This window comes from Glycomyces sp. TRM65418, from assembly GCF_019710475.1.
Taxonomy (GTDB): domain Bacteria; phylum Actinomycetota; class Actinomycetes; order Mycobacteriales; family Micromonosporaceae; genus Glycomyces.
Genome location: NZ_JAJFAX010000009.1, coordinates 91,856 through 112,136 on the forward strand (window position 1 = coordinate 91,856; position 20,281 = coordinate 112,136).

The following is a 20,281-nucleotide window of genomic DNA, read 5'->3' on the forward strand; positions in this document are numbered from 1 at the left end:
GCTCCCACACGGCACCGACAACGGCCGTCTAACGAACCGAAGGGCACTCGCGGATCCAGACGGCCATGGTGCCCTTGCCGCGGTTGCCCCACGCGTAGTACGGGACCGTGCGGATCTCGGTGGGCTTCGCGGTCGGGGCCCCTGTCCGGTAGAGACCGCCCTCGGCGGGCCGGTCGACCAGACCGGCGGCGACGACCTGGTCCCGGCCGTCGACGCGCTCGGTGTGGATCCCGCCGTCGCGCACGATCACGAGATCCGGCACCGGCGCCTCGTTGTCGACCTCTTCGACGCAGTGGACGATCGGGCCGCGCTGGATCGCGACCTTGCCGCGCGCGGACTCGACGCGCGGGTCGGCCCGGACCAGGACCGGGGCCATCGGCAGCGTGAGGACGACGCGGTCGCCCGGGGCCCAGGTGCGGGCCAGGACCGCGTAGCCCTGCGCCGTCGTGTACGGCAGCACCGTGCCGTTGACGGCGATCGTCGGCGCGCCGACGGTCCACTCGGGCAGGCGCAGCCGCAGCGTCATGGCAAGGGGCGCTTCGAGGTCGAAGTCGAAGACGATGCGCCCGTCCCACGGGTAGGCGCTCTCCTGCTCGATCTGGACGCGGTTCCCGGCGTGGTCGAACTCGGCCGTGCCGGAGACGTAGAGGTTGACCGTCAAGCCGTCGCCGTCGGCGACGTACACGTACTGCTCCAGCGAAGCCAGGAGCCGGGCGAGGTTCGGCGGGCAGCAGGCGCAGTCGAACCAGTCGCTGCGCTCGACCGTGCCGTCGCCGGCGAGCGGGTTGCCGTAGAAGAAGCGGGTGCCGTCGGCCGAGACGCCCGAGAGGACGCCGTTGTAGAGGGCCCGCTCCAGCACCTCGACGTACTTCGCCTCGCCGGTCAAGAGCATCATGCGGTGGGCCCAGAAGACCAGGCCGATCGCGGCGCAGGTCTCGGCGTAGCCGGTGCGGTCGGGCAGGTCGAACGCCGGGCCGAAGCCCTCGATGGACGGGTCCGAGCCGATCCCGCCGGTGACGTAGAGCTTGCTCGACACGAGGTCGTCCCAGAGGCGTTCGCACGCCGCCCGGAGCCCGGCGTCGCCGAGTTCGAGCGCGAGGTCGGCCATCGCGCAGTACTGGTACATGGCGCGCACCGCATGGCCCACGACCGCGTCCTGCTCGCGCACCGGCGCGTGGGTCTGGTTGTACTCGCGGGAGCGCCGGTCGTCGCGCACGAGCGCGCCGTCGCCGCTCCAGGCCTTCCCGAAGTAGCCGACGTCGCCGCGGCGCTCGGCCTCGGCGTCGAAGTAGAACGGCTCCCGGCCCCGGTTCTCGATCAGGCGCGAAGCGAGGTCGAGGTAGCGGCGCTCCCCCGTGGCGCGGAAGAGCTTCACCAGCGCCAGCTCGATCTCCTGGTGGCCGTCGTAGCCGCCCTCGCAGGAGCCGCCGGGGCCGAACTCGCGGTCGATCAGGTCGGCGTAACGGCGCACCACGTCGAGCAGCGCGGTCTTGCCGGTGGCCTCGAAGTGGGCCACGCCCGCCTCGATGAGGTGGCCGGCGCAGTACAGCTCGTGGGCGTCGCGCAGGTCGGTGAAGCGCTTCCCGGGCTTGACGGCGGTGAAGTAGCTGTTGAGGTACCCGTCCTCCTGCTGCGCCCCGGCGAGCAGGGCGATCGCCTCGTCGACGGCCGCTTCGAGTTCGGGGTCGTCCTCGCTCGCGAGCACGTAGCTCGCGGCCTCGATCCACTTGGCGACGTCGGACTCCCAGAAGATCGGGAACCGCTCGCGCTCGTCGTCGTCGTGGCTGCGGGGTTCGAGCCGCAGCGCCTCGAACTGGCCGCCCTCGCGCAGTCGCCGCTCCTGGTGCGGGATGGTCCCGGTGCGCACGATCGCGCGGCGCGGGGACCAGAACTCGTCGGCGATCGCCACGTCGGCGACGGGCAGGGCGGTCCGGTGAGGAGCGGGCATGCGGGGGTTCCTTCTGACGCGGGGACGGAAAAGGTTTTCGGTCAGGTTACCCGCCCGGAAAGTTCGCGCTTACCGGGTTCTCAGGCAGCGGAATGCCCTGATTGCCGCTTCGTGACCGGGACCTCGGGCCGAAACCTCGGGGCCCGGTTCGCGAAGGCCTCGGGCGGCCGGATCGCCGCCGCGTTCGTTCCGAGAGCGCTCGTTCGCTCCCTGTTCACTGACGGTTGGTGGAACGGGTCACTCGCGACGCATAGCCTCCGGAATCGGAACGCGTCGGTCCGCCACCCCGCTCCGCGCATCGGCGATCGTGTTCCGAACGTACTGCCATTGGAGTGCTGAATGAATCCTCGTGACGCCGCCAAGCGGCTCCGACTGCCGCTGTTGAACGACTACCAGGGCGGGCGCTCGGCCAAGACCTGCCTGTACCGCTGCGGCGACGCCTGCAGCCACCCGGTGCCCAACACCTCGGACAACCCCTACCTCGGCGACCTCATCGCACAGGCCGTCTCCCGCCGCTCCCTCTTCAAGGCCGGCGCGGTGGTCACGGTCGGCGCCGGCGCCGCGGGGGCGCTCGGCGCCCCGGCCGCCGCCTCGCAGAGCGAGCGCGAGGCCTCGGCGTTCTGGGGCTCGACCCCTCGCGGCCTGCGGTTCGACGCCGTCGAGCCGAACAGGGAAGACGCGGTCACCATCCCCGACGGATACGAGCAGCAGATCGTCATCCGCTGGGGCGACCCGATCCTCGACGACGTCGCCGAGTTCGACCCCGAGGCGCTCACCCCCGAGGACGCGGCCGGCCAGTTCGGTTACAACTGCGACTTCCTGGCCCTGCTCGACCTGCCCGGCGAGCACCGCCGCAAGGTGCTCGTCGCCAACCACGAGTACACCAGCGAAGACATGATGTTCTACGGCTACGACGCGGCCGCCCCGACCCGCGAGCAGGTCGAGATCGGATGGGCCTCGCACGGCATGTCGGTCGTGGTCCTCAAGGAGGACAAGCGCAGCGGCGCCCTCACCCCCGAGGTCGGCCACGAGCTGAACCGGCGCATCACCGCCACCAGCGAGTTCGTCATCTCCGGCCCGGCCGCCGGGAGCGACCTGCTCAAGACCGCCGCCGACCCCGAGGGCACGCTCGCGCTGGGCACCCTGAACAACTGCGCCGGCGGCGTCACCCCGTGGGGCACGGTCCTCTCGGGCGAGGAGAACTTCAACCAGTACTTCGCGAACGCCGGGCAGGTCGCCGACCCGGTCGCGAAGGCCCGCCTGGCCCGCTACGGCCTCAGCGGCAACGCCACCGGGCGCAAGTGGGAGCAGTACGACCCCCGCTTCGACGTCCTGCAGGAGCCCAACGAGCCCAACCGCTTCGGCTGGATCGTCGAGCTCGACCCGTACGACCCCGACTGGAAGCCGCGCAAGCGCACCGCCCTGGGCCGCTTCAAGCACGAGGGCGCGGGCCCGTTCGTGGACCGCACCGGCCGCGTCGTGGTCTACATGGGCGACGACGAGCGCTTCGACTACATGTACAAGTTCGTCTCCAAGCACAAGATGAAGTCGGGCAACAGCCGCCGCGCCCGCGAGCACAACCGGACGCTCCTCGACGAGGGCACCCTCTACGTCGCGAAGTTCACCGGTGACAGCGCCGACGAGATCGACGGCAGCGGCGCGCTGCCCTCCGACGGGCAGTTCGACGGCTGGGGCGAGTGGATCAAGCTCGCCAGCGGCGACCGGTCCTTCGTGGACGGCATGACCGCCGAAGAGGTGTACGTCTTCACCCGCGAGGCGGGCGACAAGGTCGGCGCGACCAAGATGGACCGCCCCGAGGACGTCGAGCCGAACCCGAGGACCGGCAAGGTCTACGCGGCCCTGACCAACAACAGCCAGCGCGGCGGCGCCGGAAGGGCCGCGGCCGACGAGGCGAACCCGCGCAACGCGAACAAGCACGGCCACGTCCTCGAACTCGAGGAGAAGCGGGGCGACGTCACCGCGACCCGGTTCGGCTGGAAGCTGCTGCTGGTCTGCGGCGACCCCGAGAACGCGGACACCTACTTCGCGGGCTTCCCGAAGGACCAGGTCAGCCCGATCTCCTGCCCGGACAACGTGGCCTTCGACCCGCAGGGCAACCTGTGGATCTCGACCGACGGCAACGCCCTGGGCACCAACGACGGCCTCTTCGGCGTCTCGCTCAGCGGCCGCACCCGCGGCATGACCAAGCAGTTCCTGACGGTGCCGATCGGCGCGGAGACCTGCGGCCCGGTCGTCCAGGAGAAGCACATCCTGGTCGCGGTGCAGCACCCGGGCGAGATCGACGGCGCGAGCGCCGAGACCCCGGCCTCGCAGTGGCCCGACGGTCCTGACGGGACGCTTCCGCGCCCGTCGGTGGTCAACGTGACGAAGGACCGCTTCGGCAGCATCGGCTGCTAGGCGTCCGGACAGGACGGGGCGACCGGATCCGGTCGCCCCGTCCTCGCGTCTACTGGGCCTGACCGTGGACCACGAGGGCCCAGGCGAGCGCGAGGAGCGAGCCGAGGGCGGCGACGCCGCGCACGGTGTTCCAGGCGATCCACTTCGCCTCGATGGAGGCGCGCAGCGCGGCCGGGTCGGCGATGGCGGACGGGTCGCCGGCCGCTTCGAGGCGGTCGTTCATCGGGACGTTCACCGCGGCGGTGCCGATGAACATCACCAGGGCCAGCACGAACGCGATGGCGATCCAGGGGGAGACCGAGCGGTCGCCGGCGAACCAGTTCAGGGCGAGCGCGGCGGCGGTGAAGACGACCGAGCCGAGGAACGCGGGCAGGAACCAGCCGTTGACGATGACCTTGTTGATGTGCTGCATGCCGGCGATCCAGTTCCGGTCGTCGAGGATCTTGAGACCGGGCATCACCGCGTAGGAGAACCCGGCGAAGAGCCCGGCCATGAGACCCACGCTCAGGACGGACGCGAGCAGCGCGAGGAGTTCGAGGAGTCGCAAGGGAGTCTAGGCCTTTCGGTAGAACTGGACCGCGTCGCCGGAGCCGAGGACGCGGTTCTCGGTGAGCGTGAAGCGGGTCGGTCGGTAAGGACCGGCGAACAGCGGGACGCCGCTCCCGAGGACGACCGGGTACCGCTTGATGATCATCGCATCGATCTCGCCGATCAGGGCGGCGGCGAGCTTGCCGCCGCCGGCGAGCCAGATGTCACGGCCCTCGCGGGCTTTGAGGCCGCGCACGAACGCGACGGGGTCGGCGTCGGTGAAGTGCACGGTCTCGTCGGTGTCGGCGGCGAGGGTCGCGGTGAAGACGTACTGCTCCATATGGGAGTAGGGGCTCGTGACGCCGGCCTCGAGGCCCGGCTCGTAGGTGCCCCGGCCCATCACGACGGTGTCCCAGCGGCGGTTCGGCGCGTCGACCAGTCCGAACGGCTCCCGAAGATGGCTCGGGACCGCCTCGGGCAGTTCGGTGGTGATGAACTCCACCAGCTCGGGTTCGACCGGGATGTCGTCGAGCTTGCCTTCGGGGCCGGCGATGTAGCCGTCGAGGGAGGCGCCGACGTAGTAGACGAGTTCGCGGTGCTGCGTGCGCATGAACACTCCAATTGAAGTACTATGAATGAAGTGGTTTGAACATACCACTACGTTTGAAGTGGTGTCAACCGGAGGAGTGACAGGATGCGCCAGAACCCCGAGCGCAGGACGGCGCTGATCGACGCCGCCATCGAGGTGCTCGCCGCTCAAGGGGCCCGCGGACTCACGTTCAGGGCCGTCGACAACGAGGCGGGTGTGCCGACCGGCACCGCCTCGAACTACTTCGCCAACCGCGATGCCCTCCTGATGCAAGCGGGACAGCGGGTCTTCCAACGGCTCGACCCGGGCTCGACCGTGATGGGCGAAGCGCTCGCACTGCCGCGCACGCGCGAGTCGGTGGAGCGGTTGATGCACGAACTGGTCGGCCGGATCACCGGCTTCCGCTCGGGCCAGCTCGCGATGCTGGAACTGCGGCTCGAAGCGACCCGCCGACCCGAGCTGCGCAAAGTGCTCACCGAGCAGATCCGCGCGAACGTGCAGGCGAACGTCGACTTCCACGTGTCGTCGGGGATGCCCGGCGACGCGGACACGGTGGTGCTGCTCTACCTGGCGTTGAGCTGGCTCATCGTGGAGCACCTGACGCTGCCGGAGGTGTTCGGCGACGAAAGGGTGGAGGAGCTGATCACGGCGGCGGTGGACCGGATCGTCCCGCCCGCATGACCCCGAGGCCGCAGCCGGAGCGGTGGTCCGGTCCGATCCCGTGTCAGGGCCGGCGGCCGCCGTCGGCTCGCACCGGGCGGCGCGACGCTTCGGCGATCGGCGGCAAGCGGCCCCGTCCCGGCGAGGCCGGGAGCGGCGACCGGGCCGTCTCAGGGAGGCCTTCTCGGCGGCGTGACCGCTGCGTTCGGGCGAGGTTCGCACGATCCCGGCCGATTCCGCACGGCCGCCGAATCCTCAGACGCACCCGACTCGCTCGATGTCGCCCTACGGTGATGGTCGAGGTGTAGCGGCGCTCCGAGACGGGCACCCGGCGGCCTCAGCAGTGCAGGACCTCTGAAAGCGGGTATAGCGGTGTTCAACGTGCTCTTGGCGACCGTCGGCCTCGTGGCGATCGTCGTGGCGGCGCTGTCCGGGCGTCTGCGCAGGCTCCCTTTGTCCGAACCGCTGCTCGGTCTCCTGCTGGGGATCGTGCTCGGCCCTGCGGTCACCGGGCTCCTCCCGCTCGAACCCCTTACCGCGCACGACCCGTTGCTGGAGGAGGCGACGCGCATACTGCTGGGGATCACGGTGATGGCCGTGGCCCTCCGGTACCCGTTCTCGGACGCGCGGTCGAGGCTGCGCCCGGTACTGCTGTTGCTGGCCGTGGCGATGCCGGCGATGGCGCTGATCACCGCGGGACTGTCGGGCTGGATCATGGGGCTCGGACTCGGCGCCGCCGCCCTCCTGGGCGCGGCGCTGTGCCCCACCGATCCGGTCCTGGCGTCCAACGTGGTGACCGGGGCCGCGGCCGAGGAGGAGGTGCCCGCACGTACCCGGCAGCTGTTGTCCCTGGAATCGGGGGCCAACGACGGACTCGCGCTGCCGCTCGTGCTCATCGCCATCGCCATTGCGGGACCGCTCTCGGGCGGCAGCGCCGCCGTGGAGATGCTGTGGCAGGTCGCCGGCGCGATCGCGATCGGGGCCGGCATGGGCTGGCTCGGCGGCCGCGCGATTCGGGTGGGGGAAGCGCACGGTGCGGCCGAGTCCGGTCCGAAGCTGCTGTTCACCGCCGTTCTCGCCATGGCGGTGCTCGGCGTGTCCGGGCTCGTCCACGTCGACGGCATCCTCGCGGTGTTCGTGAGCGGCCTGGCGTTCGGGGCGGTCAGCACCGGGAAAGAGCGGCGTGACGACGTCTCCATCGACGAAGCGGTCAACCGCTTCCTCGTCCTGCCGCTGTTCACCGGCTTCGGAGCCATGCTGCCATGGCAGACCTGGGGCGAGCTCGGCTGGCGCGTATGGGTGTTCGCAGGGGCCGTGCTGCTGCTGCGGCGCGTACCGGTGCTGTTGCTGCTGCGTCGCCCGCTGTCGCTCGGCTGGGCGGACGCGGCCTATCTCGGCTGGTTCGGGCCTATCGGCGTGTCGGCGCTGTTCTACCTGATGGTCGAGGCGGAGCGGTGGGGGTCTGATGCCAGGATCTTGGCCGCCGGGGCGCTGGCGGTGGCGGTCAGCACCGTCGTACACGGACTGACCGGCTCGCCGGGGCGCGTCGCGTACCGGTGGGCCACCGCCGAGGCCCTTCCGGCAGAGCGCGGGTGAGGGCGGGTGCTCGCCCCTCCTGAGGCGCAACCCGGTCTCGCCGCGAGTACGGAGCCACCGCAACGGACCACATGAACCGCGGCCGAACGCGACGATGACCTCGCCAGGACAACCGCGGTCGAGGCTCGGGGGCGGCGAGGCGGGTGAGGACCGCCGTGTTCGGCCGGCAATGGCCCCCCGCCGCGAGCCGATGTCACTGCTTCACGGCGCCGGAGACCAGGCCGGACTGCCAGTAGCGTTGCAGGAACAGGAATGCGATCACCAGCGGGATGATCGACAGGAGTGAACCTGTGACGACCAGCGGCACCAGGTCCCCGCTCGCGCCGCCCGCCGCCGCGGCCTGGCCCTGCCAGCGCGCCAGGCCCACGGTGATCGGGTACAGCTCCGGGTCGTTGAGCATGATGAGCGGCAGGAAGTAGTTGTTCCACGTGTGCACCAGCGCGAACAGCAGGACCGTGGCGAAGCCGGGTGCGAGGAGGCGCAGCACCACTTGGAAGAAGATCCGCAGTTCGCTCGCCCCGTCGATGCGGGCGGCCTCCAGGAGGCTGTCGGGGACGGCCGATTCGGCGTAGACGCGCATCAGGAAGAGCCCGAACGGGTTCACCAGGGACGGCAGGATGATCGCCCACGGCGTGTCCGCGAGCCCGATCTGGCTGAACACCAGGTAGGTCGGGATCGCGAGCGCGGTGGTCGGGACCATGACCGCGCCGAGCACGACCATGAACATCGTCCGGTTGCCCTTGAAGCGGTACTTCGCGAAGCCGTAACCGGCGAGGGCCGCCAGGAGCGCGCCGCCTCCCGCGGCCGCGACCGCGTACAGCAGCGTGTTCCACAGCCAGCGGAGGAAGACGCCGTCGTCGTGGGTGAGCGTGAGGCGGATGTTCTCGAACAGGTGGAAGTCGCCGGAGAACCAGAGCCCGAAGGTGGAGAACAGGTCGGCGCTGGTCTTGCTGGAGGCGACGACGAGCCAGAACAGCGGCAGCAGGAAGTACGCGGCCGCGGCGATCATCGCGATGGTGAGGATGTTGCTGCGCTTGGTCTTCGCGCGGCGCGGTGCGCGCGCGGTCGTCGGCATGGTCGCGGTCATCGCCGGCTCCTGCGGTTGGTGGCGAACATGAACGCGTACGAGCCGACCAGGATGACCAGGCCGAGCACGAACGAGACGGCGGCGGCGTAGTTGTACTCCTGGCCGATGAACGCGAGGTTGTAGGCGTAGAGGTTGGGCGTGTAGGCGTTGTCGATGACGGTGGGCGCGAGGGTCTGCATGAGCTGCGGTTCGTTGAACAGCTGGAAACTGCCGATGATCGAGAAGATCATGCAGACCACGAGCGCCGATTTCAGCGACGGGATCTTGATGCTCCAGGCGATCCGCCACTGTCCGGCTCCGTCGACCGCGGCGGCCTCGTACAGTTCGGCGGGGACGGCGCGGAGCGCGGCGAAGAGGATCACCATGTTGTAGCCGGTGAACTCCCAGACCACGATGTTGGCGAGGGAGCCGAGCATGAGGTCGGGGCCGAGGAAGTCGGGGACGCCGACGCCGACGGCCTCGGCGATCTGGGCGAAGGGCCCGAAGTCGGGTCCGTAGAGGAAGCCCCACATGAGGGTCGCGATGACGCCGGGCACGGCGTAGGGCACGAAGATGGCCAGGCGGGTGGTCCGGGCCAGGCGCGTCAGGCCGGTGTCGAGTGCCAGCGCGAAGGCGAGCGCGGCGACGAGCATGATCGGGACCTGGATGAGGAAGAACAGGCAGACGCGGCCGATGCCGGTCCACAGTGCCTCGTCGCCGAAGGCGCGGGTGTAGTTCTCGAATCCGACGAAGACGTTGCCGCCGATGATCTGCTCGCGGAAGAGGCTGAAGTAGGCGGCGTACGCGAGCGGGACCACGAACATCGCAAGGAACACGATCATGAACGGGAGCACGAACATGTACCCGGCGAGGGCGTTGCGTCGCGTCCTCTGAGGACGTCTGGTGCTCGGTGCCGCGGCGGCGGGTGCGGCGGTCTCAGTGGTCGCGGTCATGACGGCCTCACCGTGAATCCCTGGTACTCGGCGTATTCCTGGATGCGGGCCTGCCATTCCTCCATGGCCGCGACCGCGTCGGCCTTGTTCGCGACGGCCGTGCCCACGGTCGCGGTGAAGTCGGCGTAGACCTGCTCCTGGACGGGCGACCACTGGAAGTCCTCGGCGACGGTGGTGCTGATGTCGGCGAACAGGGCGTTGACCTCCTGGCCGCCGTAGAAGTCGAGCTGCTGGCCGGTGAACGCGGGGTCTTCCAGGATCGCCTTGGTGGGCGGGTAGAGGAACTGCTCGTTCGCCATGGTGTCGGTCGATTCCCGGTCGGTGTTGATGAACTGGGCGAACACCGCGGCGGCGATGGGGTTCCGGGTGGTGGCGAGGACCGCGGAGGTCGAGCCGCCCCAGTTGGAGGAGACCTGTTGGCCCGCTTCCCACTGCGGGAGGGGCGCGACTCTCCAGAGCCCGGCCGTGGAGGCCGCGGCCGAGGTGAGGAACGTCGGGGCCCAGGCGGGCGCGATCCAGGTGGCGTACTTGCCGCTGTTGAGGGCCTGGTACCACGCGTCGGTGAAGTCGGGGTCGACCGCGATGAGGTCCTGTTCGGACAGTTCGCCCCAGTAGCGGGCGACGCGTTCGGCCTCCGGGGAGGTCAGGTCGATGCGGAGCTCGGGGCCGTCGGAGCCGCCGAACGGGTTCGCGCCGGACTGCCAGAGCATCGCGGCGAAGAACGCGCCTTGCGCGGGCGCGAAGTTCGTCAGGTACACCTCGGGGTCGGCTTCGCGGAGCCGCGCGGCGGCCTCGGCGAACTCGTCCCAGGTCGCGGGGACCTCGATGCCGTGGGCGTCGAGGATGTCGGCCCGGTAGAGCATCCCCATCGGACCGGTGTCCTGCGGGATCGCCCAGATCTCGCCGCCCGTGCCGGTCACCTGGGACCAGGCGAAGTCCACGAACTGCGGGGCCAGGTCCCCGGCCCCGTAAGGGCGCAGGTCGAGCAGGTCCTCGGTGATGGCGAAGGAGGGGATCATCTGGAACTCGAGCTGGGCCACGTCGGGCGCGCCGTTGCCGGCCCGGAGGGCGGTGCGCAGCTTCGCGTAGTGCGGGTTGCCCTGGCCGGCGTTGACGATGTCCACTTTGATCTGCGGGTAGGCCTCCTCGAAGAGGGCGACCTCCTTCTCGATGCCCGGCACCCAGGTCCAGAAGTCGAGCTCGGTGGGCTGCCGCATCGCCTCGTCGATCTGGGCCCGGGTGACGTGGGCGGGCGGGTCCACGGTGTGCCTGCCGCAGGCCGCGAGCGCCAGCGGGGTCGCGAGCACGGCGGCGAGGCCTGCTCTGCGGCTGATACGCGGATGCAAAGGATCGGTCCTTCCTGTAGCGCAGTGGATCAGGCGTCGGGTGGGGTGTTCACGAAGGAGGAGGCGGTGCAGTGGAGGCGCGGACGACGAGCCGCCGGGGCGCGGCCGTCGTGTCGTCGCCCTCCGGTTCGGCGGCGCCGGGCAGGAGCCGCAGCAGGAGGTTGAGGCCGTGGATCGCGTCGGCCTCGAAGTCCTGCCGGATGGTGGTCAGCGGCGGTGAGAGGTAGGCGGCGGCGGGGATGTCGTCGAAGCCGACCACCGAGACGTCGTCGGGGACGCGGCGGCCGGTTTCGGTCAGGGCCCGGATGAGCCCGATCGCGGTGTCGTCGTTGGCGCAGAACACGGCCGTGGCCTCGCCGGGCAGTTCCCGGCCGGCGGCGTATCCGGCGGCGGGCGACCAGTCGCCCTCGAAGGGCGGTGGCGGCTCGATGCCGCGCTCGCGGTGGGCGGCGGCCCAGCCCTCGCGGCGTTCGCGGCCCTCCCACCACTCCTGTGGCCCGGCGACGTGCCAGACGCGCGCGTGACCGAGGTCGAGCAGGTGCGCCACGGCCTCTCGGCAGGATTCGGCGGTGCGTCCGTGGGCCAGCGCGATCTGTTCGGCGGGGAGGCCGGGAGCCTGGCCGAGGCTCACGATCGGCACGCCCGAGTCGAGGCGCAGGCGCTGGCCCTCGTCGATCGGCTCCGAGAGGATGATGCCGTCCACGCCTTGGGCGAGCAGCCAGTCGACGGCCTCCTGGATCGCGCCGGGCTCGCCTTCGGCGGTGTTGGCGACCATGAACGAGAGCCCGGCGGCGCGGGTGGCCCGTTCGAGCGCGACGAGCAGCGAGGCGGGGCCGTAGAGCGCGGAGCCGAGGGAGACGACGCCGATGCGGCGGAAGCGCCCGGTGATGAGCGCGCGGGCGGCGGTGTTGGGGCGGAAGCCGAGTTCGGCGGCGGCGCGGAGGACCTTCTCGCGGGCTGCTTCGCTGACGTAGCGCTCGTTGTTGACGACCCGGGAGACGGTCTTCTGCGACACCCCGGCCAGCCGGGCCACATCGGTCATGCCGGGCGGGCGACGCAGGGTGTCACCCGTGGCGGGTGCGGCGTCTTCCGGAGAGGATGCGGCGGACATGGGGCTCCAGGTACGTCTGTGACTACGTTGTCAGGCGTAACCTACGCCACTCCTTCAGGAGGTGTCAAGCCGTGCGCAGTCGCGAGGCGCCGATCAAGTCGAGCCGTGAGCCTCCCCGAGGCCCCGCAGATCGAGCCGAACGTGGACGGAGGACCGGTCGCCTTGGGGCGCAACCGAGGCGGGCACTGTGATCCTGTTGGACCCGCGGCCGATCGAGGCCGCTCCCCCGAAGCGCGGGCGACTGTCGTCCCCCGCCCCGACGGGCACTCGGCATCTGACCCGGTCCCAGGTCCGGTCGACGCCCGGGCCGAGACGGCGAACGCGCCCGCGCGTTCGACTGCCGCGCCGTCGAGTCGGCGCGGCGTCCCGCTACGACCGGGTCGCCACGCTCGACCTCCGTTCCAGGCGCGGCTCGATGAGCCGCCGCTGCGCCGGGGCCCGCGGGTCCGCCACGCGCCCGCACAGCATCGCCACCGCGGCCTCCGCGACGGCTTCCGGCCGGGACTCGACGGCCGTGAACGACAGCACGTAGAGCCGCGCCAGCTCCGCCGAATGCAGCGAGACGACGCTCAGGTCCCCGGGGACCTCCAGGCCGAGGTCGCCGAGCACGAAGGGGAGCATCGCCGCGGCGGCGTCGTTGTGGACGAGGAGGGTGCGCGGCAGCGCCGGATCCCGGAGCGCGGCGCGCAGGGTCGCGCGCACCTGCTCGGGGCCCACGGGCACCGGCACCGGCGCGAGGCGCAGCCCGCGCTCGGCCGCGCGCCGCAGCGCGGCGCGCTCGAAGCGGGTCGCGTAGGTGCCGCCCGACTCGTACAGCTCCTCGGGCCAGCGCACGAACATCGCCTCGCGGTGGCCCGCGTCCGCGAGGTGATCGACGAGGAGCCCTGCGGCGGCGGCGAAGTCGAGGTCCGCGGCGTCGATGCCGCGGGTGTCCTCGGGCATCCCGACGAGCACCGCGGGGAAGCCCGAGCGGCTGATCGGATCGAGACGCGGGTCGCCGTCGAGCACGTTGAGGAGGATGAGGCCGTCCACTTGGCGGCCCGCGATCGCACGGCGCACCGCCGCCTCGCCGTCGGGCTCGGTCAGCAGCATCACCGAGTAGCCGTGTTCGCGCGCGGCGTCGGAGAGGGCCACGAGGTAGGTCGCCAGCGCGGGGCTGAACTCGGCCTCGTGGAAGCGGACGACGACGCCGAAGGTCATGGTCCTGGAGGTGGCGAGGGCGCGGGCGCCGGTGTTGACCGAGTACTCGAGCTTGGCGATGGCCGCCTCGATGCGCGCGCGGGTCTCGGGGGTGACGAACTTGCGTCCGGTCAGGACGGATGAGACGGTGCTGCGCGAGACGCCGGCCTCGCGCGCGACGTCGCCGATCGTCGCCACGTGACTCCTCTGGTGATGTGCGTGCAGTTCAGCGGGTGCGTCGGGGCCGAGTGTACCGGTTCGCCGGGCGGCGGGGCCGGTCTCGGAGGCGGCCGGGGTTCCGGCCGCCTCCGGTCGGTCAGTCGGACAGCGGCGTGACCGCGATCCGGTCGAGGTCGGGCGCGTACTGCGAGCGGAGCAGGACCCCGGGCCAGGTGTCGGAGGCGTAGGTGGCGCCGTCGAACTGCGGCTTCTCCTCGCCGCCGATCGCGATCGCGTTCACGCCCTCGGCGAGGTCGACGACGACGGTGAGTTCCCAGAAGTTGTTCTCGTGGAACGAATGCGGGAAGATCACCCGGATCGGGTCGGCGCCGTTGACGGACACGAGCGCGTACCGGGCCACGGGGTCGGGGTTGTAGTGCGTCGCCGGCGACTGCTCCTCGTTCGAGTAGCGGAAGGTCAGCGCGTACCGCCCGGCTTCGGGGACTTCGACGGCGTCGAAGGTGAGGGTGTTGCCGTTGCCGGGTTCGCCCCCGATCCCGGTGACGGCTTCGCCGCCGGAGGCGAGGGAGCGGTCCGTCGCCGTCGCGGTCCCGGCGATGTCGGCGTCTTCGGCTTCGTAGACCGAGGCGTCGAGCGCATCGGAGGCCGCGACGGTGAGCCGGTCGACCTTGAGGCCCTTCGCGCCTTGGACGGTGATCTTGTTGACGCCGCCGAGGAGGAAGGCGTCGACGGTGCCGTCGCGGCGGGTCTTGACGGTCTCGCCGTTGACCTCCAGTGCCACCTTGCCGTCCCCGACGTCCAGGAGTGCGCCCGCGTCGGCGGGCGAGTAGATCCAGAAGGTCGCGGTGGCGCCCTTGGGGACCGACGCGCCGCTCGCGGTGCCGTAGTACGGTGCCGCGCCGCCGCCGAGTTCGGCGTACTCGGCCTCGTAGGCGTCGTGCGCGTGGTCGGGGTGCGGCAGGGCGAGGTCGATCTTGTCGATGATGACGTCGCCGGAGATCGCCCCGTTGCCGCTGGGGCTCTTCGTGGTCAGGGCGATCACGTGCTCGCCGGCCGTCAGCTCCACTGTGGTGTCGGCGTGGTCCCAGACGACCCACTTGTAGCCGAGCGGGAGGAAGACCTCCTGTTCGGCCTCGCCGTCGACGGTGAGGAAGAGGTTCGTGGGCCCTTGGGCCCCGACCTCGGGGTCGGTGTTGAGCGAACTGGCGAAGACGCTGAGGTCGTACGTGCCGTCTCGGGGGACGTCCACGGTGAACGCGAGTCCGTTGTCGGCGCCGGTGCGCATTCCGCCGACGTTGTGGCCGCCGGAGGTGTAGAACTTCGCGACGTTCGACGGCGAGCCTTCGGGGCCGTTGACGTGGAGGCCCGAGCCCTGGAACGCGGCGTCCTCGGCCTCGTAGGTCGCCTCCCAGGCGGTGCGCGGCACCGCGGGCGAGCCGGTGTCGGCGCCGGGGGTCACGATGACCTCGTAGGAGGACTCCGCGTCGAGCTCCGGCAGATCGCCCGCTCCGAAGTGGAGCGCGGCGTCGCCGCCGGAGACGGGGACGTCGAGTTCGGCGATCACGTCCGGTTGCGCCGAGTCGCCGATCTGGCCGCTCCACTCGATCTCGCGGACGGTCACGTGCACCGAATCGCCGAAGACCGACGCGGGCACGTCGCCGAGCCGGAGGGTGTGGTCGCCGCTCGCGCCGCCGAGCAGCACGCGGGTCTGTCGCAGGCCTTCGTCGAAGGTTGCCACGCCTTGGAGCGTGTAGCTCTCGCCCGGTTTGGGGGGCGTGACTTCGAGGGTCTGGCCGCTCATCCGGCTGTAGGCGTGGAGGAGCCACCACTGGCCGTTCGCGCGGTTGGCCTGCACGGCGGAGTCGGAGAGGTTGCCGTCGATGTTCCAGTAGGCGATGTCGCCGTACACCTTGGAGTCCTCGAGCGCGGCGATCCACTGGATCATCTGACCGGGCACCGAGGTGTGGTAGTTGAAGGCGTATTCGCTGATGTTGATCGGCAGCTCGGTGCCCTCGTACTCGGTGCCGGCGAAGACCTCCGCCTCCCAGGCGCGGTACTCGTCCACATTGGCGCGGATCTTGGCCGGGTCGGAGAGCTCGTGCCACACCACGGTGTCGGGGACCGTGCCGGCCTCGACGGTGTGCTCCATGAAGCCCTTGACCTGCTCGTACAGGAGGCTGGTGTTCGGGCCGCCGATGCGGGCGTCGGGCAGCACCGAGTGGATGACCTCGTAGGCGCGGTCCCAGGCGGCGAAGAAGTCACGCGGGTCGTCGAGCCAGCTCGTGCCGTTGTAGCTCCACTGGCCGGTGCCGAACATGTTGCCCTCGGGCTCGTTGTACGGCATGAACACCACATTGGACTGCTGCCCTGCGGGGAGGGTGGCGACCTGCTCGGCCTGGTGGCGGATCTTCTCCAGGTAGGTGTCGAGCTTCTCTTCGGGCGTGTCGCCGGGCCACTGGTAGGGGAAGCCGCGGTGAATGTCGGTCATGTAGATGTAGACGTCGCCGTTCGAGGCCTCCACGAGCGGGCCGAGCACTTCGAGCGCGTCGGCGCCGGGATGCTGGGGCCCGTCCTGGGCCTTGGTCGCGACCGAGGCGAGGTCGATGCCGTCGATGAGGTTCTCGGACGGCAGGCCCTCGTCGTAGAGCCCGTAGAGGGTGCCGGAGGCGCCGCCGAGGAAGTCCCCGGTGGATTCCCCGAGGTCGACGGTGAGGGCGTTCTCGACCACTTCGACCGTGGCGGTCACGGCCAGGTCGTGGCCGACGACCGTGCCGGACACGGTGAACGTGCCGGGACCGGCGTACGCGTCGGCGGGAATGTCGTCCCAGTCGAGGCCCACGTTGCGGCCGATGCCGTCGCTGAAGGCCCCCGGGGCCGAGGCGGGCAGCACGGGCGCTTCGCCGGCGATCGTGCGCGCCGCGAACGCGTCCTGGTCGAGGCCTTGGAGGACGGGGAGCTCGCCGCCGTAGAGCTCGGCGACCTGGTCGGCGTCGAGCGCGAGGTCGTAGACCTGGAACTCGTCCACGGCCCCGTCGAAGAACGGGTGCCCGCCCCAGAAGGCCTTGCCGATGAAGCCCGACGTGGTGCCGTTCGGGTCGTGCATGGCCGCGGCGAGGTCGAGCCGCGCCTCGGTGCGGCCGACTTCGACCCCGTTGAGGTAGTAGGCGATCTGCTCGCCGTCGATCGCGGTGACGGCCTGGACCCATTCGCCCGCGGGGAGGCCGCCGGTGCCGTCCACGCCCACCTCGCCGCCGCCGTTCACGGGCTTGATCGAGGAGCGGTTCGTGGCGGGGCCCTGGTAGGAGGGGGTCAGGAAGGTCGCGGAGGCATGGTCCTTGCCGAGGTTGTAGGCCCACTGGAAGTCCGGGCCGCCGTCCCAGCGCAGCCAGGTCGCGATCGTCATCTCGGCGCGGTCCGCGAAGAGGCCGTGCGGGATCTCCACATAGGGCGCGCTGGTCGACGAGGCCGATCCACCGGTCAGGTCGATCGCGCTGGAGCCGTAGGCGCGGCCGGGCACCAGGGGCGCCTGCCCGGGGTTGACGACCCGGCCGTCGAGGCCCGACGCGGACCGGTCGTCCACGACGCCGTCGGCGACCTGGCCTTCGTCGAAGGAGTAGGAGAGGATCAGGTGCTCGTCCAGCGGATTCGCGGCGGCGGGCACCGCCGCCAGCGGGAGGATCGCCAACGCGGCGATGGCGCTCGCCGCGCGAGCGGCGGGTCGGGATCGGGATTTCATGACGCCTCACTCTCGTCGTTGAGAGGTCCGCTCCGGGAGAGAATCCGCAGCGAACCGGTTCGCTGACCACCGTACCGAGCCTGTTAGCGCATGGCAAGAGGCTGGCGAATCGGTTCGCTGTCAGATGCGGAGCGCCCCGCCCGCGGCCGCGGGCGGGGCGCTCGGACAGTCGGGTCAGGTGAGGCGGAAGGTGGCGTCGGTGCGGTCCTGGGCCGTGGCGATCGTCGTGATGTTCGCCAGACCGCCCGTCGCGCGGATGAAGCGGCCCGGGAAGTTCACGGACTCGAAGGACACGTGCGCCGCGTCGGCCAGGCCGGCCCGCCGCTGGAAGCTCGCGTCGGATCGGAACACGGAGGAGCCGTCGTCGGCCTCGACCCACAGCTCGTAGTTCTTGTGCCGCAGGTACCGGCCGGGGAAGTTCGCCGACTCGAGCGAGACCGAGCCCGAACCGGCCAGGCCCGTGACGATCCGGAACTGCGAGTCGGCCAGCATCGCCACCGAGGTGCCGGCGCGGACCCGGTACTCGTAGTGGTTCAGGTAGGCGCCCGCCTGGCCGTGGAGGGCGAACCGGTACGGCGTCGCCCCGGCCGCGACCGGGATCCCGAAGTCGGGCGTGCCGTCGGCCTTCCAGTAGACCTTCTGGATCCTGGTGTGCCGGTTCGGGTCGTAGAGCGGGTCGCCGCTGATGGCCTTGTAGGGCCGCGCGTGGTACACCAGGATGTCGCTCTGCCCGTCCTCGGAGACCGTGAACGAGTTGTGCCCCGGCCCGTACTGGCTCGTCGCGTCGTCGCTGCGCAGCACCGGCTGCGCGGTCTTGGTCCACGAGGCGGGGTCGAGCAGGTTCGCGGTCTGCGCGGCGGTCAGGAGGCCGACGGCGTAGTTCGCGTCGGTGGCGCTGGCCGAGAACGTCATGAAGATCCGGCCGTTGCGGGTGATCACGGCCGGGCCCTCGTTCACCTTGTGGCCGATCGTCTCCCACGAGTGCGTGGGCTTGCTGATGCGCACGGGCGTGCCGGTGATGGCCCACGGGCTCGACATCGCCGCCAGGTACAGGCTGGTGCCGGAGCCGAGTTCGGGGTCGCTCTGCGCCCAGCAGAGGTAGCGGGTACCGCCTTGGGTGAAGGTGGTGGCGTCCAGCGAGAACGAGTCGCGCGGCGTCCAGATGCGTCCCTTCTCGACCCAGGTGCCGCTCATCGGGTTGGCGCTCGCGTTCTCCAGCACGTACATCCGGATGGCCCAGACGTCGTCGGTGCGGCCCGCGGCGAAGTAGATGTACCACTTGCCGTTGACGAAGTGGATCTCCGGCGCCCAGATGTGGGCGCCCATTTCGCCGCTGGCGTGCTTGCGCCAGATGGTCGTCTCGGTCGCGGTGGCGAGGCCCTGGAGGGTGGTGGCGCGGCGCAGCACGATGCGGTCGTACTGGGGGACGCTCGCGGTGAAGTAGTAGTACCCGTCGGTGTGCCGCCAGATGTGCGGGTCGGCGCGCTGCTGGATGAGGGGGTTGACGTACCGCACGCCGGGCGTGTCGGCGGCCTGCGCGGGTGCGGCGCTCAGCGCGACTCCGGCGGTGGCCGCGGCGGCGACGCCCGCGGCTTGGAAGAGCCGGCGACGACTCAACGGTGGGAACTGCATGAAGGACTCCTCCGGGGGCGACGATGCCTGGTGATCGGCTTGTCGATCGTGCCGGGCGACCGGCGTTGTGATCGATAACAAGCTTTCCGTCAGGGTAGACAGACGATCCCGGAAAGTCAACGATCTAGATTCGTCAATGTCCTTGCCGGTGGACGGCGGCCGGCGCCCCCGCGGCGGGGGCGCCGGGTCGCTCACCAGCGGTCGTGGACCTGCGGGCGGATCTTCTCGTCGTAGAGGTCGCGGACGGCCGCGAGGGTCGCGTCCGGCAGCGGTTCGAGGGCGGCGGCCTCGGCGTTGGCCCGGGCCTGCTCGGGGTTGCGGGCGCCCGGGATCACCGTGGAGACGCCGGGCTGCTGGATGATCCAGCGCAGCGCCGTCTGCGCGGGCGTCGCCCCTTCGGGCGCGAGCTCGGCGAATCGCACCGCGGCGTCCACGCCGGTCTCGTAGTCGACCCCGGCGAAGGTCTCGCCCTGGTCGAAGTACTCGCCGTGGCGGTTGTAGTGGCGGTGGTCGTTCTCGGCGAAGACCGTGTCCTTCGTGTACTTGCCCGAGAGGAGGCCGCTGGCGAGCGGGACGCGCGCGATGATGCCCACGCCGGCCTCGGCGGCGGCCGGGAGCACCGCTTCGAGGGGCTTGAGCCGGAACGGGTTGACGATGATCTGAACGCTCGCGGTGCCCGGGCGCGCGATCGCGGTCAGGGCCTCATCGCACGTCTCGACGCTCACGCCGTAGGCGGCGATCCGCTCCTCCTCCACCAGGGTGTCGAGGGCGTCGTAGACCGCGTCCGTGTCGTACACCGGCGTCGGCGGGCAGTGCAGCTGCACGAGGTCGAGGCGGTCGACGCCGAGGTACACCCGCGAGCGGTCGGTCCAGGCGCGGAAGTTGTCGACGTGGTAGAGCTTCGGTTCGAGGGGCACGCGGCGTCCCATCTTGGTCGCCACCATCACGTCGGCGTCCGGGCGCTCACGCAGGAAGCGGCCGATGAGCTGCTCCGAGCGGCCGTCGCCGTAGACGTCGGCGGTGTCGAAGAACGTGACGCCGGACTCCACGGCGGCGTCGAGGACCGCGAACGCGTCCTCGTCGTTCACGTCGCCCCAGTCGGCCCCCAGCTGCCAGGTGCCCAGGCCGACCACCGAGACCCGCTGACCGCTCCTGCCGAATGCACGCTGCTCCATCGATCCCCCATCTCGTCGCTCCTGCTGCTTGCGGGGCAAGTGTAAGGACGGGTCGCCTCGCCCGCGCGAGCCGGTGCGGCGTTCCCGGCCACCGCTCCCCCGGCGCTCCGGCGACGGTCGACGCGGTCCGATGCACCCGCGGGCACCTGAACGCGTTCGAAGCC

Annotated in this window: 14 protein-coding genes; 3 read left to right on the forward strand and 11 right to left on the reverse strand. The window is 70.8% G+C overall.

Annotation, left to right across the window (positions count from 1 at the left end):
• Positions 1–28: 28 nt before the first annotated feature.
• The gene (locus K3N28_RS18780; RefSeq protein ID WP_228094288.1) at positions 29–1,948 is read right to left on the reverse strand and encodes a glycoside hydrolase family 127 protein; all 1,920 of its coding nucleotides are present in this window, start codon (positions 1,946–1,948) and stop codon (positions 29–31) included.
• Positions 1,949–2,287: 339 nt separating this feature from the next.
• Here K3N28_RS18780 and K3N28_RS18785 point away from each other — a divergent pair, with 339 nt between their 5' ends.
• Entirely contained in the window at positions 2,288–4,366 is a 2,079-nt protein-coding gene (locus tag K3N28_RS18785; RefSeq protein ID WP_228094289.1) for a PhoX family phosphatase, read from the forward strand.
• A 49-nt stretch (positions 4,367–4,415) separates the two neighbouring features.
• Here K3N28_RS18785 and K3N28_RS18790 read toward each other — a convergent pair whose 3' ends face one another.
• Complete coding sequence (locus K3N28_RS18790) at positions 4,416–4,913, reverse strand: DUF1772 domain-containing protein (RefSeq protein ID WP_228094290.1); 498 nt, start codon at positions 4,911–4,913, stop codon at positions 4,416–4,418.
• Positions 4,914–4,919: 6 nt separating this feature from the next.
• Positions 4,920–5,504, reverse strand: coding sequence for a dihydrofolate reductase family protein (locus K3N28_RS18795; protein ID WP_228094291.1), 585 nt, complete (start codon positions 5,502–5,504; stop codon positions 4,920–4,922).
• Positions 5,505–5,588: 84 nt separating this feature from the next.
• Here K3N28_RS18795 and K3N28_RS18800 point away from each other — a divergent pair, with 84 nt between their 5' ends.
• Together K3N28_RS18800 and K3N28_RS18805 are read left to right on the forward strand one after the other, a co-directional pair.
• Positions 5,589–6,164 (forward strand): TetR/AcrR family transcriptional regulator, encoded by a 576-nt coding sequence (locus K3N28_RS18800; RefSeq protein WP_228094292.1) that lies wholly within the window; start codon positions 5,589–5,591, stop codon positions 6,162–6,164.
• 384 nt (positions 6,165–6,548) lie between these two features.
• Positions 6,549–7,739 carry a cation:proton antiporter gene (locus tag K3N28_RS18805; protein ID WP_255640294.1) on the forward strand — a complete coding sequence of 397 codons (1,191 nt, stop codon included), beginning with the start codon at positions 6,549–6,551 and terminating at the stop codon, positions 7,737–7,739.
• Positions 7,740–7,932: 193 nt separating this feature from the next.
• Here the strand turns inward: K3N28_RS18805 and K3N28_RS18810 are convergent, their stop codons facing one another.
• The 8 genes from K3N28_RS18810 to K3N28_RS18845 all read right to left on the reverse strand — a co-directional run bounded on the left by K3N28_RS18810 (position 7,933) and on the right by K3N28_RS18845 (position 20,117).
• The gene (locus tag K3N28_RS18810) at positions 7,933–8,826 is read right to left on the reverse strand and encodes a carbohydrate ABC transporter permease (RefSeq protein WP_228094293.1); all 894 of its coding nucleotides are present in this window, start codon (positions 8,824–8,826) and stop codon (positions 7,933–7,935) included.
• Positions 8,823–9,758, reverse strand: coding sequence for a carbohydrate ABC transporter permease (locus K3N28_RS18815; protein ID WP_228094294.1), 936 nt, complete (start codon positions 9,756–9,758; stop codon positions 8,823–8,825). The genes K3N28_RS18810 and K3N28_RS18815 overlap by 4 nt, the downstream gene beginning before the upstream one ends.
• Positions 9,755–11,104 (reverse strand): ABC transporter substrate-binding protein, encoded by a 1,350-nt coding sequence (locus K3N28_RS18820; RefSeq protein WP_228094295.1) that lies wholly within the window; start codon positions 11,102–11,104, stop codon positions 9,755–9,757. The genes K3N28_RS18815 and K3N28_RS18820 overlap by 4 nt, the downstream gene beginning before the upstream one ends.
• Positions 11,105–11,153: 49 nt before the next feature.
• Positions 11,154–12,215 (reverse strand): LacI family DNA-binding transcriptional regulator, encoded by a 1,062-nt coding sequence (locus tag K3N28_RS18825; protein WP_228094296.1) that lies wholly within the window; start codon positions 12,213–12,215, stop codon positions 11,154–11,156.
• A gap of 369 nt (positions 12,216–12,584) precedes the next feature.
• A complete protein-coding gene (locus tag K3N28_RS18830) occupies positions 12,585–13,592 on the reverse strand; it encodes a LacI family DNA-binding transcriptional regulator (protein ID WP_228094297.1) in 1,008 nt (335 codons plus the stop codon).
• A gap of 118 nt (positions 13,593–13,710) precedes the next feature.
• Positions 13,711–17,310, reverse strand: coding sequence for a LamG-like jellyroll fold domain-containing protein (locus K3N28_RS18835; RefSeq protein ID WP_228094298.1), 3,600 nt, complete (start codon positions 17,308–17,310; stop codon positions 13,711–13,713).
• Positions 17,311–17,484: 174 nt separating this feature from the next.
• The gene (locus tag K3N28_RS18840; RefSeq protein WP_228094299.1) at positions 17,485–18,942 is read right to left on the reverse strand and encodes a family 43 glycosylhydrolase; all 1,458 of its coding nucleotides are present in this window, start codon (positions 18,940–18,942) and stop codon (positions 17,485–17,487) included.
• Positions 18,943–19,133: 191 nt separating this feature from the next.
• The gene (locus tag K3N28_RS18845) at positions 19,134–20,117 is read right to left on the reverse strand and encodes an aldo/keto reductase (protein WP_228094300.1); all 984 of its coding nucleotides are present in this window, start codon (positions 20,115–20,117) and stop codon (positions 19,134–19,136) included.
• Positions 20,118–20,281 lie beyond the last annotated feature (164 nt).

Coding starts and splice junctions, on each gene's coding strand:
- K3N28_RS18845 (WP_228094300.1), bottom strand. CDS start 20,117: ATGGAGCAGCGTGCATTCGGCAGGAGCGGTCAGCGGGTCTCGGTGGTC.
- K3N28_RS18800 (WP_228094292.1), top strand. CDS start 5,589: ATGCGCCAGAACCCCGAGCGCAGGACGGCGCTGATCGACGCCGCCATC.
- K3N28_RS18810 (WP_228094293.1), bottom strand. CDS start 8,826: ATGACCGCGACCATGCCGACGACCGCGCGCGCACCGCGCCGCGCGAAG.
- K3N28_RS18835 (WP_228094298.1), bottom strand. CDS start 17,310: ATGAAATCCCGATCCCGACCCGCCGCTCGCGCGGCGAGCGCCATCGCC.
- K3N28_RS18815 (WP_228094294.1), bottom strand. CDS start 9,758: ATGACCGCGACCACTGAGACCGCCGCACCCGCCGCCGCGGCACCGAGC.
- K3N28_RS18825 (WP_228094296.1), bottom strand. CDS start 12,215: ATGTCCGCCGCATCCTCTCCGGAAGACGCCGCACCCGCCACGGGTGAC.
- K3N28_RS18785 (WP_228094289.1), top strand. CDS start 2,288: ATGAATCCTCGTGACGCCGCCAAGCGGCTCCGACTGCCGCTGTTGAAC.
- K3N28_RS18780 (WP_228094288.1), bottom strand. CDS start 1,948: ATGCCCGCTCCTCACCGGACCGCCCTGCCCGTCGCCGACGTGGCGATC.
- K3N28_RS18795 (WP_228094291.1), bottom strand. CDS start 5,504: ATGCGCACGCAGCACCGCGAACTCGTCTACTACGTCGGCGCCTCCCTC.
- K3N28_RS18840 (WP_228094299.1), bottom strand. CDS start 18,942: ATGCAGTTCCCACCGTTGAGTCGTCGCCGGCTCTTCCAAGCCGCGGGC.